Source organism: Pseudomonas capeferrum (assembly GCF_013523055.1).
GTDB lineage: Bacteria > Pseudomonadota > Gammaproteobacteria > Pseudomonadales > Pseudomonadaceae > Aquipseudomonas > Aquipseudomonas capeferrum_A.
This window is the reverse complement of the sequence record NZ_JAAMQM010000002.1, coordinates 119,095-134,065: the sequence shown is the minus strand read 5'-3', so window position 1 is coordinate 134,065 and position 14,971 is coordinate 119,095. Positions and strand designations below refer to the sequence as shown.

Sequence of the window (14,971 nt, the reverse complement as noted above, 5' to 3'; positions counted from 1 at the left end):
GACCAGTTCACCTCGCTCGACAGCCCCAAAATCAACTTCGCCGGATAAGCAAGTTAGCAAAAAGACATAGGCATATGAAATTGACAATTTCCGGAAGATTTTATTTTCGGGAAGACTGCAAACCACAGCCATCATGTCACGGAGAGTCCGAATGGATACGTCCGCCACGCGCAGTTTGTCACTGGTCGCCATGCTCCTGGGTCTTGGTCTGCCGATTGCCAGCCTGGCCGAGGGGTTCCCCTCCATCGCCCGGGTGGCATCGGGGTTTGGCTACTACAACGTCGACAAGGGCTATGACGACAAGCTCAAGTTCTATGGCACCGTCGATGCGTTTGTGAACTACCAGGACTCGGGTCATCACTCGGGATTCAAGGTCGCTGGCGGCGCGGCCTGGACTAACAAGTTGGGGCTATACATGCGCAAGGCGCTAGCCCCGGACACGGTGCTGGAAATAGATGTCGAAGAAGGCTTCAACCTCAATGGCCAAGCATTTGATGAGCATTGGAAGCAGATCGGCGCCCTACGCTTGGCGGTTGCGGCGCTGCGTTCGCAAGCGTATGGCAAGCTAGAATTCGGCAAAACCTACGGCATGGGCACGCCGACCTTCGCCGATCCATTTCTGGCCACCTATGGCTCGCCCTACACCTACCTCACCATCCCGCCTGCCGGGCGCGGAGCCTATTACCTTGACCTTCGGCCCAAACATACCCTGGCATACACCACGCCCAAGTTCGGCGGCTTCAGCCTCGGCAGCGCGTTGAGCTTCGGCTTGAACGACACCGCCAGTTCGGGCAAAACCCTGCGCGGCAAGGGCCTGAGCGTGCAGTACAGCAATGCGCGGTGGATGTTGTTGGGCTCGTTCAATGACTATCTCAGCGACCCGTGGGATGACGGCGGCCGCCAGCGCCAGACCCATAACTATTTCAAGAGCGCTTCAGCCTTTTATGATTTCGGGCCTCTCGCGGCCAGCCTGACCTGGCAGCGCCAGGATGTCGACTATCACGCTACGCCGAGCATGAGCGCGTGGACGCTGGGCATCTCAGCGCCAGTGGGCAAAACCGACGTGGCACGCCTGGCACTGGTCAAGCGAAACATCGAATTCGGCGACCAAGATGCGGTCGGCGTGATGCTCGGCTACGACCATTTTCTACGGCCCAACTGGGCAATCTACGGCCGCGTCGCGCTGATCGACAACCGTCCTAATTCAGCCGTGACCTATGCTGGCATCCCGCTTGAGCAGGCCGGTGACGACCCGCAGAACTTGGCAATAGGCATGTACTACCACTTCTAACCAGCGCTTTCGGATATCGACTCTGCGGTCAACTTGGACCTGAGGCCATAGAACAGGTCCCTGGCCGGCGACGTCAGCGAGTGGCGGTCGACGCACACCAGATAAATCGGATAGTCGGGAATGATCTCCTCGACCTCGACCCAGACCAACTCTGGCGAGCGTCCCGGCGGCAGCGTATTGCCCACCGCCAGGTTACTCAGGGTCATGAAAGCATCGGCATTCTCCACCAGACGCAAGGCCAACAGCAGAGAGGCGCACTCGATGACCTTCTGCGGCGGATGAATATCGTTGACCTCGAACATTTGGTAGAACTGCGACGAGCGATCGTCGATCTCATCCAGGCTGATCCAGTTGGCGTATTGCAACTGGCGCAGTGAACGCGAGTGGCGCAAGGGATTGCCGGGGCTGCAAAGCACCGCACCCTGAATACGATGCAAGGCTTCCCAGTCGAGATTCAGGCGCTGAGTGTTCTGCTGCGAAGTCAGTGCAAAATCCAGCGTCCCGTCACGCAAACGTTGGACAATATGGCTAGGGCGCTGCTCGACCAGCTTGATTCGCACCCGTTGGTTCTTCGCTTGAAAATCACTGATGCACTGCTCGAAACCCGGCAGCATGGCGGTCAACGAAGTCACCCCGATGGCCACCTCCCCCACCGCAGTATCATGAATGTTATCGGCCTCGATCTGCAGACGCCGCATGCTTTCAACGGCCATGTGGGCGTGGCGGATGATGCGCCGCCCCTCATCGGTCAGCGACATGCCCTTGTACGATCGCTGCAGCAAGGCCAGCCCAAGCTCTCGTTCCAGATCCTTGATCGAGCGGCTCAGCGCCGGCTGGGTGACATGCAGTATTTGCGAAGCCTCGTTGATGCTGCCGCATTGGTTGATTGCGACCAAGGCTTTGATTTGATGAAATTTCACGGTGTCCGGCTCGTTTTTATCAGTGGCAAAGATAAAGCAAGATGCCGGCCAGAGGCGCGCATAGATCAGCGCTGGCGGGTCCGTCACGCAGGGGAATTTCTGAATCTTACCGGTGGATATTTTTGGCAGCTCACCAAAGACTATCATGCGCGGCACCTTGAACGCGTCCAGGTGGGTACGGCAAAAGGCGTTGATCTCGGCGCATCGGTGCGGGCCACCACGGCCACTTCGAATATCAGTCGCGGAGTGTTTATAGTGCACCCTCCCGTGGATCGCTACTCGGCGAGGGTGGCGTAGTGTCTACGGCCAGAGCAGCGCTGCCCGCTCACAGGGGGTGATAGCCATGCACATGTTATGGGAAAGACTTTGCCCTGCTCGATGCGGATCTGTAGTTACCGATATTCATGATCGCGCCCATCTCATCTCCGCCCATCACGATATCGCCTCAAAAATCCTCGTAACTCGGTGCTTTTCGCTCCAGAAACGCCGCCACCGCCTCACGGTGATCTTCGGTATCGAGCAGGATTACCTGCTGGCGGTCCTCAAGTACCAGAGCAGCGTCGAGACTGCCGGCATCCACGCTGGCATTCAAGGTTTCTTAGGTCAGGCGCAATCCCATGGGCGATGCCTTGAGCATGTCGCGGGCCAGCGAAAGGCCGCTCTCGAGTAACTGTTCAGGTGCGACAATTTCGCTGATCAACCCCATCGCCAGCGCACGTTGTGCGCTGATGAAGCGGCCGCTGAGAAGGAATTCGCTTGCCGCTGATAGTCCTGCCAGGCGTGGCATCAGGTAACCGGAGCCCATATCACAGCCACCCAGACCGATGCGCAGATACGCGGCATTCATTTTTGCGTGCTCAGTCGGCAGCCTTACATCAGACGCCAGCAGCAACGAAAAGCCTGCCCCGCAAGCAGCCCCTTGGGCCAAGGCAATAATGGGTTGCGGGCAACTGCGCATTAGCCGCACAACACCGGAATACAACCGTTGCATCTCATGCTGACGCTGGGCACGCCCGGGACCGGGCGGAACGAAGGCTGCCGAACTCAAATCGGCCCCAGCTGAAAATACCCGTCCCTCAGCCCTAAGGACGATCACCCGTGCCTTGTCCAAATGGCCGTCAACTGAAGCCATGACATCCATCCCTGTGCGTGGAGAGTAGAATCCTCAAGTAGATGACTGAGAAAATAGACTGCCCTATGACACTAGACGATTGCGGCGATGGATCTCGAGACGGGCTCACGGCACGTGAGGTTTGCCAGGTGCTGCGAGAGGTGGTGCTTGGGCGTCGGGCTATGACCAAGATCGGCGACCAGACTTGGGATGAGGTCTACGCCTGTCACTTTGTCGTCAACGTGGAGGGTTGGCGCATCACGATTTACAACGATTGCGATGAGCTGAACTACTGCGAGCAGGCTGTGAGCCCGGATGGGCAATGTTGGGATTTCGATTCAGGTGATCGGACTGATCCGATTGCTCTGTTATCGACGTGGGAACATCAGACCTTGGAAAAGATGTTGAAGGCTCTGTAGAGGACTTCGTGGCATACCCCGCTGGGGCCGGCTGTCGTATACCAAGCCACTACGTGGCTCGGCCCTACGGGCTTCCATCCTCACGCCTGCAGCCATGCGGCTTGCGCGTTCCGCTCGCCTTTCAGTTCGAATGCATTAACTACGTTGGCTGCATGAGGATAAGATTAATGTTTGCTGACGTATCTGACCAACAGATGGCGTCGTTAGCTACAGGAGGGGTGTGAGGAATTGATAGCTTTAACACAGGACAACCTTCACGAGCTCGAAGCTATCGAGCGCCTCGCTAGGTCTCTTGGTACCGAACGCTTCGGTGCTCTGGCCTTGCAGTACGCTTACGAGCATCCGGTCAACATCGACGAATCCTATCAATCCATACCTAGACTGCGTCACAGCTCCGTCATCGGAATGAGTGACGCTCCGTTTGGGGCGCTACGCGTCGTGTGTGAGGTCTGTATTAGTCGAGCTCCTGAGCTGCTTCGGATACTCTCATACCGTTGCCGACACGAGAACCGTACGACCGTCCCCTATGGGCTTTGGTTGTCTCTTCTAAAACGGGCCAAGGAAGATATCTCTCTAGGTGATTCTACGAGCGCCTATCCAACCGATGGGCGTCCGCGTCCGGACATAGTCGCTCAATTTCACGGGTTGTTCGCTGACGACCAGGCGATGCTTGACCAGGATTTTCTTCTTGCATGTAAGCGCGGAGGTTTATCAGCCAGCGAGGCCGTAGAGTGCTTGCTTTAGCGTCAGCCTATTCATCAAGCGAACCGCCCTACTTCCTGCGGTACCTAGGATGATTTGAGGAAATTGCCAGCTAAAGAATGGACTGCTGGGAGTCGCGTCCGGCTAATCAGATGATCTGTTTTTCGAGAGGCAGAGGGGCTGTGCTTTGGAAGGATTGTAGCTGGGTCTACCACATTCAAACTAAGAGAAATCGGATGCGGAAGGCACAGAAAATCCGCGAGCCAGGCACTGGAAAAGGAGGGAGGTGGGCTGATGAAGAATGCGTCCCCTGCTGGAATCGAACCAGCATCTAGCCCTTAGGAGGGGCTTGTTCTATCCGTTAAACTAAGGAGACATCAAGCGGCATATCTTACGCAAAACCAGGGATTTAGAAAAGGGTTACCCTCATTCCACTCCCCTTGGGCATTCCACCCTTGCAGATCTCTAGGCCAGTCAGGCAGGACTGCCAGCCTCATTCGGAGACTGTGCCCCACCCCAGATAAGAACCTGCAACCTTCCCCTTAGGGGGGATGCTCTATCCAATTGAGCTACTGAGACCTTTGAACCGACAGCGAGCGCTGCGCGGTGAGGACGGCGAGCATGTTACCCACCGAGCTGCCTTTTGTCATGTTTGAATCGGGCTTTTTGCCCGTAGGATGAATTCCATCGCGCGGGCTAGCGGGCAAAATGCATGAAAATAGACCGTGCAAAATGCAAAGTGCATGGCCCTACCCTGAAAATAAAGCCTAACTCATTGATTTAAGTGGTAATATTTCCTTTGCATGTCTGGCACGACACCTGCTTGAGTATCGATATCCCTTCCTTGATCGAGGAACACATCATGAACAGCTTTCTGCTCCTGTTGAACGCCCTGGTCCTGGGTGCCGTCGTGACCCTCGGTGTAAGTGATTTTTCTACCTCGGCAGGCCATCTCGCCAAATACGCGCCTAACCTGCAAGCGCAGCAAGCCGTCATGGGATCCGATCAGGCGCGGATGCACTCCGAAACATCACAGCGAATTGCCTTCTAGACGCCGTCTAGGCAATTACCGCCTCTTCACGTAACAGACCAAGCAATGCCCTGACCGTTTCCTGAAGCGCTCCAGAATTATCGAGTGTACGTACGCCTAAGCCGTTCTCGCCTTGCAATCGCGCGTTTCGGCTCATGCGTCCTTCGATCTCCTCCGGGCTTTCCCGGCCTCTTTCCTCCAGACGCCTTCGTAGAACCTCGGGTGCCACTTCGAGGCATATCGCCAAAAGCCGTGGATAACGTAGACAGGCTTCAGGCAGATAACCCCGCGAACCATTGACCAGAACATGATGCCCGGCGTTCAACCATCCATCGATCCCGACTGGAATGCCGTAAGCCAGACCATTGGCTCGCCAGTGCATGGAGAAGGCACCCTCTCTTAGAAGATGCTCGAAACGCCCAATGCTGACGCCATGCGCGTGCTCACCCAAAGCCTCCGCCGACCGTGTAATCACACGCCGGGCAATACGAATGTCATGGGCAGCCAACTGGGTGCGCGCGGCCTCGATCAGGGAATCCTTACCCGAGCCGGAAGGCCCGACAAGATAAATCAGCCTGCCTGCATGAAGGCCGTTACGATTCTCACTTGCGTCATGCTGCATAGCCACTATGCTCTGTATCAAGGAAACCTGCGCATTCTAGGCGTTTTTCCTGAGCTTTGTTGACCGTTACCGGTTTTTGACGGCAAAGGGCTGATGATCCGTAGAGCCGTACGAGCGATAAACTTTTCAAACCAGTACTCATTTCTGATGATTGGTACTGGCAATAAGCCTGCAGCGGGATCACTATTTGTCACAGATTTGACGCCAAGGAATCGACGATCCTGAGGCAAGATGAACACCTTAATTCCAGTCACGGTTGAACATTTTGTCGTCGTTACGGTCGTATTCGCACCGTGCGGCCAATTTTGCGAACCGCTTCCCCTGAACCAGAAAAACCGGTCAATTATATGCGCCCAATGAAACAGGCTATCTATTCGAGCCGCACTGCTGACAAATTCGTCGTCCGCCTGCCAGACGGAATGCGTGAGCGCATTGCCGAGGTTGCGCGCAACCATCACCGCAGCATGAACTCCGAAATCATCGCCCGTCTGGAGCAGAGCCTTATCCAGGAAGGAGCTCTTGGCGATGAACTGAGCATGCGCCTCGACAGCCCGGAGCTGTCACTGCATGAACGCGAACTGTTGCAACGCTTCCGTCAGCTTTCCCACCGTCAGCAGAATGCCTTGGTGGCACTGATCGCTCATGACGCGGAAATGGCGGCTGACGCCTCCTGATTGCTGACTGCTTGCCTGTATTGAAAAAGCCAGCGAAAGCTGGCTTTTTCATGTTCGATCGCTAGGCTCGGTCAGAGCAGGAAGATGGTGGCCAGCCCCAGGAAGATGAAGAACCCACCACTGTCGGTCACTGCAGTGATCATTACGCTTGCGCCCATTGCCGGGTCGCGCCCCAGGCGCATCAGCGTCATGGGGATCAACACCCCCATCAAGGCAGCCAGCAGCAGGTTCAGGGTCATGGCGGCCGTCATGACCACTCCCAATGACCAGCTGTCATACAGCAAGAACGCCACCACTCCTATCACGCCGCCCCAGATCAAGCCGTTGAGCAGGGAAACCGCCAGCTCCTTGCGCATCAGACGCGAGGTATTGCCAGGGCTTACCTGGTCCAGAGCCATGGCTCGGACGATCATGGTGATGGTCTGATTGCCCGAGTTGCCGCCGATACCCGCCACGATAGGCATCAAGGCGGCCAGTGCGACCAGTTTTTCGATCGAGCCCTCGAACAGGCCAATGACACGGGAAGCCAGGAATGCGGTGATGAGGTTGATGGCCAGCCAGGCCCAGCGGTTGCGCAGCGAGCGCCAGACCGAGGCGAAGATGTCTTCCTCTTCGCGCAGGCCGGCCATGTTAAGCACTTCGCTCTCGCTTTCCTCACGAATCAAGTCGACCATTTCATCGATGGTCAGACGGCCGATGAGGCGATCTTTCTTGTCGACCACCGGCGCCGATACCAGGTCATAACGCTCGAACGCCTGAGCCGCATCATAGGCATCTTCATCGGGATGGAAGCTCACCGGATCGCTGGCCATGACTTCGGAAACCTGCTTCTCCGGATCGTTGACCAGCAAACGCTTGATCGGTAGCACGCCCTTGAGGACACCGTCGGAATCGACCACGAACAGCTTGTCGGTATGGCCAGGCAGCTCCTTCAGCCGACGCAGGTAGCGCAATACCACTTCCAGGCTGACATCTTCGCGGATGGTGACCATCTCGAAGTCCATCAGCGCGCCGACCTGATCCTCGTCGTAGCTCAAGGCCGATCGCACACGCTCACGCTGTTGCGCGTCGAGGCTTTCCATCAGCTCGTGGACGACATCACGCGGCAGCTCGGGCGCCAGGTCGGCCAGCTCGTCGGCGTCCATCTCCTTGGCGGCGGCGAGCAGCTCGTGATCGTCCATGTCGGCGATCAGGTTTTCCCGAACCGAGTCGGATACTTCGAGGAGGATGTCGCCGTCACGCTCGGAGCGCACCAACTGCCAGACCGTCAGGCGGTCGTCCAGCGGCAGTGCTTCGAGGATGTAGGCGATGTCGGCGGGGTGCAGGTCATCGAGCTTGCGTTGCAGCTCGACCAGGTTCTGCCGATGGACCAGGTTCTCCACCAAGTCATGGTGGTGGCCTTCCTGACGGTGCGTCAGGTCCTCGACCACCCGCTGGCGTTGCAGCAGGTCGATCACCTGGGCCAGGCGATCCTGCAGGCTTTCAGGCGCTTTCTTTACTTCGACTTCGGTCATAGGCGAACTCCACTCCCAGCAGCGGAGCACGCCGGGAGAATCAATCGGTCAGATTCTGCTGAACAAATCGGGCTATTGAGTAACTACTGGGTAAGTCCATGGTGGCATTCCACAAGCCCCGGCGGGGCTGACGGGCGCAATCATACACTGCCTTGGCGGCGTGATCGCTTAAATTTTTGGCCAGAACAATCGCTTGCGAGAGAAAGCTATGACAACGCTCGAAGCCGTGCGTGCGACGGCGAACGCTAAAGAAAAGGTAATGCTCCAGACAGCAAAAAGCCCGCTATGAAAGCGGGCTTCTTGGTATATGGTGGACTCAGCAGGATTCGAACCTGCGACCGCTCGGTTCGTAGCCGAGTACTCTATCCAGCTGAGCTATGAGTCCAGTTTGGTATTTTTAGACCAGGCTACCACTGGTTGAAACAAACCTGCTTCGATAAACGAACCAGGCTTATTGTATGGTGGACTCAGCAGGATTCGAACCTGCGACCGCTCGGTTCGTAGCCGAGTACTCTATCCAGCTGAGCTATGAGTCCAGTTTGGTAATTTTAGACCAGGTTACCACTGGTTTAAACAAGCCTGCCTCGATGAAGAACCAGGCTTATTATATGGTGGACTCAGCAGGATTCGAACCTGCGACCGCTCGGTTCGTAGCCGAGTACTCTATCCAGCTGAGCTATGAGTCCATGTCTTGCCGCGCATTATAGTTCGCTTTACCGATTTGCCAAGTACTTTTTCGTTTAATTTCAACGACTTAAGCAACCCAGCCAGTTAGAAGCGCCCTACACGAATAATGGCGGTGAAGGGGGGATTCGAACCCCCGATACCCTTATGAGGTATACTCCCTTAGCAGGGGAGCGCCTTCGGCCACTCGGCCACCTCACCGCAACACGGGGCGTATAATAACCAGACCTCTCCCCGTTTGCAAACCCTTTTGTGAAAAAAAATCGATAAAAATTAAAGGCTTGGTTCTTCGTCTTTCTCTTTCTTGATCCGCAGGTAGATTTCCTCGCGGTGAACCGCCACTTCCTTAGGGGCGCTGACACCGATACGCACCTGGTTTCCTTTGACGCCCAGCACAGTCACGGTGATCTCACCGTCGCCAATGATCAGGCTCTCGGCGCACCGACGAGTCAGAATCAACATAGCTTTCTCCTTACACAATCATTCAGGGATAACAGTCTTTACGGCAGGGGCCACGCCTATTTTCCATCAGGAAGATCCGAAGCAGCCCCGTATCGGCTCTCGCGCACGAAAGGACAGGATCGCGCGTGAAAGCCAGAAACGCGAAGGGCGCGGCAAGCCGCGCCCCTCAAGGCAGTGTTTCACTCACTCTGTCGTACGGGGGCATCCAGCTCGAAAGCCGTGTGCAGCGCACGTACCGCCAGTTCGAGGTACTTCTCTTCGATGACCACCGACACCTTGATCTCCGAGGTGGAGATCATCTGGATATTGATGCTTTCCTTGGCCAAGGCTTCGAACATCTGGCTGGCAACGCCGGCGTGCGAGCGCATGCCGACACCGACGATGGAGACCTTGGCGATCTTGGTATCGCCAATGACTTCACGCGCACCGATCTCGCGAGCCGTGTTTTCCAGGACGCTCTGTGCCTTCTCGTACTCGTTGCGGTGAACGGTGAAGGTGAAGTCCGTGGTGTTATCGTGCGCGACATTCTGCACGATCATGTCGACTTCGATGTTCGAGGCACTGATCGGGCCGAGGATCTTGAAGGCGACACCCGGATTGTCCGGTACGCCGCGAATGGTCAGCTTGGCCTCATCACGGTTGAAGGCGATACCGGAAATGATCGGCTGTTCCATGGATTCCTCTTCATCGATGGTAATGAGGGTACCTGGACCCTCCTTGAAGCTGTGCAGCACGCGCAGCGGGACGTTGTACTTGCCGGCGAATTCGACCGAGCGGATCTGCAACACCTTGGAGCCGAGGCTGGCCATTTCCAGCATTTCCTCGAAGGTGATCTTTTCCAGACGACGCGCTTGCGCCACTACCCGCGGGTCGGTGGTGTAGACGCCGTCCACATCGGTGTAGATCTGGCATTCGTCGGCCTTCAGGGCCGCGGCCAGCGCGACGCCGGTGGTGTCGGAGCCGCCACGACCGAGCGTGGTGATGCTGCCGTGCTCGTCGACGCCCTGGAAACCCGCCACGACCACGACGCGCCCGGCCTTCAGATCGGCGCGGATCTTCTGGTCGTCGATCTGCAGGATGCGCGCCTTGTTGTGCGAGCTGTCGGTAAGGATGCGCACCTGGTTGCCGGTATAGGACACCGCCGGCACGCCCCGCTTGATCAATGCCATGGCCAGCAGGGCGATGGTCACCTGCTCGCCGGTCGAGACGATCACGTCCAGCTCGCGTGGAGCCGGTTGATCGCTCACCTGCCTGGCCAAGTCGATCAGGCGATTGGTTTCTCCGCTCATGGCCGACAGCACGACCACCAGGTCATCGCCTGCGTCGCGGAATTTCTTGACCTTGTCGGCAACCTGCTCGATCCGCTCGATGGAACCGACAGAGGTACCGCCAAATTTCTGTACGATCAACGCCATTTCAAAGCTGCCTCAGCCCACGAAGGGCACCCAATAAACAATCCATCATGCCGCGGCCCGCCAGGAACGGCGGGCCGCGCTCACTTCAAAGGCCTTGCTCGGCGAACGGCACTGCGAGGGCCAGGGCACTGTCCAGCGCGGCGACGTCGACGCCTCCGCCCTGAGCCATGTCCGGACGACCACCGCCCTTGCCGCCCACCGCCGCGGCGGCTTGCTTCATCAGATCGCCAGCCTTGAGTTGGCCGGAGAGGTCCTTGGTCACGCCGGCAACCAGCACGACCTTGCCCTCATGCTCGCTGCCGAGCAGGATCACTGCTTGGCCGAGCTTGTTCTTCAACTGATCGACCAGAGCCAACAGGGCCTTGCCGTCCTGCCCGTCCAGACGAGCCGCCAGGACCTTGGCACCCTTGACCTCCACGGCGGCACTGGAGAGATCGTCCCCTGCGGCGCTGGCGGCCTTGGCTTGCAGCTGCTCGAGCTGCTTCTCCAACTGACGGTTGCGCTCGAGCACCGCCGACAGCTTGTCGATGAGGTTGTCACGGTTGCCCTTGACCAGTTGCGCGGCTTCCTTGACCTGCTCCTCGGCAGCGTTCAGGTAAGCCAGCGCGGCGGCACCAGTGACCGCTTCGATGCGGCGCACGCCGGAGGCCACGCCGCTCTCGCTGATGATCTTGAAGACGCTGATGTCGCCGGTGCGCTTGGCATGGATACCACCGCACAGCTCGACCGAGAAATCGCCGCCCATGGTCAGTACGCGAACGGTATCACCGTACTTCTCGCCGAACAGCGCCATGGCGCCCTTGCGCTTGGCCGTCTCGACATCGGTCTCCTCGATCTCGACCGGGGTGTTCTTGCGCACTTCGCGGTTGACGATCTCTTCGAGGGCCTTGATCTGCTCTGGCTTGATCGCCTCGAAATGGCTGAAGTCGAAGCGCAGACGCTGGCTGTCGACCAACGAACCCTTCTGCTGGACGTGATCGCCCAATACCTGGCGCAGCGCAGCGTGCAACAGGTGGGTCGCCGAATGGTTCAACGCGGTGGCCTGCTGGACGTCGGCATCGACGCGGGTTTGCACCGAGGCACCGACTTCGAGGCTGCCACCGGTGACTACGCCGTGATGCAGGAAAGCGCCGCCGGTCTTGGTGGTATCACGTACGTCAAAGCGCGCGACGGACGCCTGGAGGTAGCCGCAATCGCCGATCTGGCCACCGGACTCGGCATAGAACGGCGTGCGGTCCAGGATGACCACGCCCTCCTCGCCTTCGGCCAATTGCCGCACCGACTGGCCATCCTTGTACAGGGCGACCACGGTCGCGTCGCCGTCGTTCGCGGCATAGCCCAGGAACTCGGTGGCGACGTCGACCTTGACCAGGCTGTTGTAGTCCATGCCGAAGGCACTGGCGGAGCGGGCGCGCTCGCGCTGGGCATCCATCTCGCGCTCGAAGCCTGCCTCGTCGATGGTCAGGCTGCGCTCACGGGCGATATCGGCGGTCAGGTCCATCGGGAAACCGTAGGTATCGTAGAGCTTGAACACCACATCGCCCGGAACGACCTCGCCCTGCAGCTGGGCCAGGTCCTGTTCGAGGATACGCAGACCCTGCTCCAGGGTCTTGGCGAACTGCTCCTCCTCGGTCTTGAGGACACGCTCGATGTGCGCCTGCTGCTGGGTCAGCTCGGGGAACGCCACACCCATCTCGCTCACCAGCGCCGCGACGATCCGATGGAAGAAGCTGCCCCTGGCGCCCAGCTTGTTACCGTGGCGGCAGGCGCGACGAATGATGCGACGCAGCACGTAGCCGCGGCCTTCGTTGGAAGGCAGTACGCCGTCGGCGATCAGGAAGCCGCAAGAGCGGATATGGTCGGCCACCACTTTCAGCGAGGGCTGGCCATCATTGCTGCAACCGATGGCCTGCGCGGCCGCGGCAAGCAGGCTCTGGAACAGGTCGATGTCGTAGTTCGACTTCACGTGCTGCATCACGGCACTGATGCGCTCCAGGCCCATGCCGGTGTCCACCGACGGGGCGGGCAGCGGGTGCAGGACGCCGTCGGCGGTGCGGTTGAACTGCATGAAGACGTTGTTCCAGATCTCGATGTAACGATCGCCGTCTTCTTCCGGCGAGCCGGGCGGGCCACCCCAGATATCGGCGCCGTGGTCGAAGAAGATCTCGGTGCAAGGGCCACACGGGCCGGTATCGCCCATGGTCCAGAAGTTGTCGGAAGCGTAGGGCGCGCCCTTGTTGTCGCCGATGCGCACCATGCGCTCGGCGGGAACGCCGATTTCCCGGGTCCAGATCTCGTAGGCTTCGTCATCACTTTCGTAGACGGTGACCCAGAGCTTTTCCTTGGGCAGGTTCAGCCAGTGTTCGGAGGTCAGGAACGTCCAGGCGAAGGTGATCGCGTCGCGCTTGAAATAGTCGCCGAAGCTGAAGTTGCCCAGCATTTCGAAGAAGGTATGGTGACGCGCGGTATAGCCGACGTTTTCCAGGTCGTTGTGCTTGCCGCCAGCGCGTACGCATTTCTGGCTGCTGACGGCACGGGTATAAGCGCGCTTTTCCTGACCCAGGAAGCAGTCCTTGAACTGGTTCATGCCTGCGTTGGTAAACAGCAGCGTCGGGTCATTGCCCGGGATCAGGGAGCTGGAGGCAACTCGGGTATGGCCCTGCTCTTCGAAGAAGCGAAGGAAGGCTTCACGGATTTCTGCGCTTTTCATAGGTTCTTCCACGGAAACGGCGGCCCTTGAGCATGTACGTCGAACTGACGTAAGGACGGCAAAGGGCCGCATTATATCGGTCCTGCAATCTCGGTGCAGTGTGTTTATACGTCGCAAAGCCATTCAATCGACGGCTTGCCAGGCGAATGAATGCGAAAACAGCGTTATTGGCGATGCTAAAGCCCGGCTTTGCGCACTGGCAAGCCAATTACCGTCAATAAGAGAGGAAAGAGAGGGGAAGACGGATGAACCGTTACTCAGCGTGGGAGATAGCGTTGCAATCGGCAAGCTCGGCGGGCACTGAAACGATATGAGTTCGTAACCATCAAGGCCTGATCGAGAGGCCCGCGTTGCCAGGCATCAGGGTAAACCTTCGACCGGATGCCCGGCTTGATCGGTCGATCACCCCAACCCCTGACCCGCATCCGGAACGACCAGGATCCCCGCCCGCAACCCATTCTTCACTCGGGGATTGGGGAAAATGATCCGCGTGCCCTCCTCCTCGACGACCCAGCGCATCTCGGCCAGGTCTTCGGCCAGCAGGTAACCCTTGCTCAACTCGGAGAAGTTCTCGATATCCGCCGGGAGATGCAGGTGGAAATTGTCGCTGTGCTTGATGATTTCGCGCGCCACGCTGAACAACTGCAGGCCGTCGAGCGAATCATCCGTATCGGGCTCGTTGCCTTCGATGATCTGCCGCAGTCGCGTCTGCAAGCGATCGAGGCTGACCTGTTCGTTCTGCCCAAAAGGCCGGGCCTTGCCCAGCTCCAGGGTGAAGGCTTCAGCCTCGAGCTGTTCGTAGGTGAAGGCACTGAAGGTGATGGATGACTTGCTCTGCAGCAGCACGGCCTCCATGCCAGCCGCGCGCAGGCGGGCCAGTTCACGACGCGAGTGCTGGCGGCCTTCCTTGTACGGGTACAGCGCGAACTGCTCGATTTTCGAGCCGCGGATGGCGGTATGCAGGTCGTAATGCAGGCGGGTCCGACCCGGCACGCTGAAGAAGACGCGGGCAAACTGCTCGAGCTCGCCCGCGCGCAAGGCTTCCGCTCCGCTGGAAAGATCGTGACGGCCATTGAACAGACGGTTGATGTCCTGCTCGACGTAGCGCTCGCCCTTGCGGATCGCCATAGGATTGCCGAACAGGAACAGCACCCTGGCACGCGGCTTGATGTCGCCGCGCGCCACACCATGCAGCAACTCGTCCAGCAACTCGATGGGCGCGGTCTCGTTGCCGTGGATGCCCGCCGACAGCAGCAGGTCCAGGCCGTTGTCGCAGCTTTCGGAAGGGCGCACTTCCAACGCTCCCGCCCCCAGCCAACGCAATCGTACACCCCCGGTCGTCACTTGCGTCTTCTCGGCCGGTTCGTGATCAGCCAGGGTCAGGTCAAGCAGTTTGCCGAGGGCGAGCATGGGCGAT

The 14,971-nt window shown here is 58.5% G+C and carries 13 protein-coding genes and 5 tRNA genes; 4 read left to right on the top strand and 14 right to left on the bottom strand.

What is annotated here, in order from left to right; genetic code table 11:
• Positions 1-151 precede the first annotated feature (151 nt).
• Positions 152-1,291, top strand: a complete 1,140-nt coding sequence (locus G7009_RS03115; protein ID WP_181128512.1) for a porin — start codon at positions 152-154, stop codon at positions 1,289-1,291.
• On the opposite strand, the gene G7009_RS03110 is transcribed toward G7009_RS03115, so the two are convergent.
• From G7009_RS03110 to G7009_RS03105, 3 genes are all read right to left on the bottom strand, one after another.
• Positions 1,288-2,211, bottom strand: a complete 924-nt coding sequence (locus tag G7009_RS03110) for a LysR family transcriptional regulator (protein ID WP_181128511.1) — start codon at positions 2,209-2,211, stop codon at positions 1,288-1,290. The two genes, G7009_RS03115 and G7009_RS03110, sit on opposite strands and share 4 nt — an antisense overlap.
• A gap of 445 nt (positions 2,212-2,656) precedes the next feature.
• Entirely contained in the window at positions 2,657-2,791 is a 135-nt protein-coding gene (locus G7009_RS27615; RefSeq protein WP_258197851.1) for a hypothetical protein, read from the bottom strand.
• A gap of 18 nt (positions 2,792-2,809) precedes the next feature.
• The gene (locus tag G7009_RS03105; RefSeq protein WP_181128510.1) at positions 2,810-3,343 is read right to left on the bottom strand and encodes an enoyl-CoA hydratase/isomerase family protein; all 534 of its coding nucleotides are present in this window, start codon (positions 3,341-3,343) and stop codon (positions 2,810-2,812) included.
• 65 nt (positions 3,344-3,408) lie between these two features.
• On the opposite strand from G7009_RS03105, the gene G7009_RS03100 reads away from it, so the two are divergent.
• Positions 3,409-3,741 (top strand): DUF7693 family protein, encoded by a 333-nt coding sequence (locus G7009_RS03100; RefSeq protein WP_181128509.1) that lies wholly within the window; start codon positions 3,409-3,411, stop codon positions 3,739-3,741.
• A 1,006-nt stretch (positions 3,742-4,747) separates the two neighbouring features.
• Here G7009_RS03100 and G7009_RS03095 read toward each other — a convergent pair.
• A tRNA-Arg gene (locus G7009_RS03095) sits at positions 4,748-4,819 on the bottom strand.
• A gap of 486 nt (positions 4,820-5,305) precedes the next feature.
• Between G7009_RS03095 and G7009_RS03090 the strand changes: the two genes are divergently transcribed.
• Positions 5,306-5,494, top strand: coding sequence for a hypothetical protein (locus tag G7009_RS03090; RefSeq protein ID WP_181128508.1), 189 nt, complete (start codon positions 5,306-5,308; stop codon positions 5,492-5,494).
• 7 nt (positions 5,495-5,501) lie between these two features.
• Here the strand turns inward: G7009_RS03090 and phnN are convergent, their stop codons facing one another.
• On the bottom strand, positions 5,502-6,095 hold the full coding sequence (gene phnN, locus G7009_RS03085; RefSeq protein ID WP_181128507.1) for a phosphonate metabolism protein/1,5-bisphosphokinase (PRPP-forming) PhnN: 594 nt from the start codon (positions 6,093-6,095) through the stop codon (positions 5,502-5,504).
• A 347-nt stretch (positions 6,096-6,442) separates the two neighbouring features.
• On the opposite strand from phnN, the gene G7009_RS03080 reads away from it, so the two are divergent.
• A complete protein-coding gene (locus G7009_RS03080) occupies positions 6,443-6,769 on the top strand; it encodes an Arc family DNA-binding protein (protein WP_009681471.1) in 327 nt (108 codons plus the stop codon).
• 71 nt (positions 6,770-6,840) lie between these two features.
• On the opposite strand, the gene mgtE is transcribed toward G7009_RS03080, so the two are convergent.
• From mgtE to astE, 9 genes are all read right to left on the bottom strand, one after another.
• Positions 6,841-8,283: a magnesium transporter gene (mgtE, locus tag G7009_RS03075; RefSeq protein ID WP_181128506.1), complete on the bottom strand. Its 1,443-nt coding sequence runs from the start codon at positions 8,281-8,283 to the stop codon at positions 6,841-6,843.
• 308 nt (positions 8,284-8,591) lie between these two features.
• Positions 8,592-8,668: transfer RNA gene (locus G7009_RS03070), tRNA-Arg, on the bottom strand.
• Between the two features lie 74 nt (positions 8,669-8,742).
• A tRNA-Arg gene (locus G7009_RS03065) sits at positions 8,743-8,819 on the bottom strand.
• A gap of 73 nt (positions 8,820-8,892) precedes the next feature.
• Positions 8,893-8,969: transfer RNA gene (locus G7009_RS03060), tRNA-Arg, on the bottom strand.
• Between the two features lie 108 nt (positions 8,970-9,077).
• A tRNA-Ser gene (locus tag G7009_RS03055) sits at positions 9,078-9,168 on the bottom strand.
• Positions 9,169-9,240: 72 nt separating this feature from the next.
• Positions 9,241-9,429 carry a carbon storage regulator CsrA gene (gene csrA, locus G7009_RS03050; RefSeq protein ID WP_003254503.1) on the bottom strand — a complete coding sequence of 63 codons (189 nt, stop codon included), beginning with the start codon at positions 9,427-9,429 and terminating at the stop codon, positions 9,241-9,243.
• A 179-nt stretch (positions 9,430-9,608) separates the two neighbouring features.
• Positions 9,609-10,844: an aspartate kinase gene (locus G7009_RS03045; protein WP_181128505.1), complete on the bottom strand. Its 1,236-nt coding sequence runs from the start codon at positions 10,842-10,844 to the stop codon at positions 9,609-9,611.
• Positions 10,845-10,929: 85 nt separating this feature from the next.
• Positions 10,930-13,554: an alanine--tRNA ligase gene (gene alaS, locus G7009_RS03040; protein WP_181128504.1), complete on the bottom strand. Its 2,625-nt coding sequence runs from the start codon at positions 13,552-13,554 to the stop codon at positions 10,930-10,932.
• A 402-nt stretch (positions 13,555-13,956) separates the two neighbouring features.
• Positions 13,957-14,964: a succinylglutamate desuccinylase gene (astE, locus tag G7009_RS03035; protein ID WP_181128503.1), complete on the bottom strand. Its 1,008-nt coding sequence runs from the start codon at positions 14,962-14,964 to the stop codon at positions 13,957-13,959.
• Positions 14,965-14,971 lie beyond the last annotated feature (7 nt).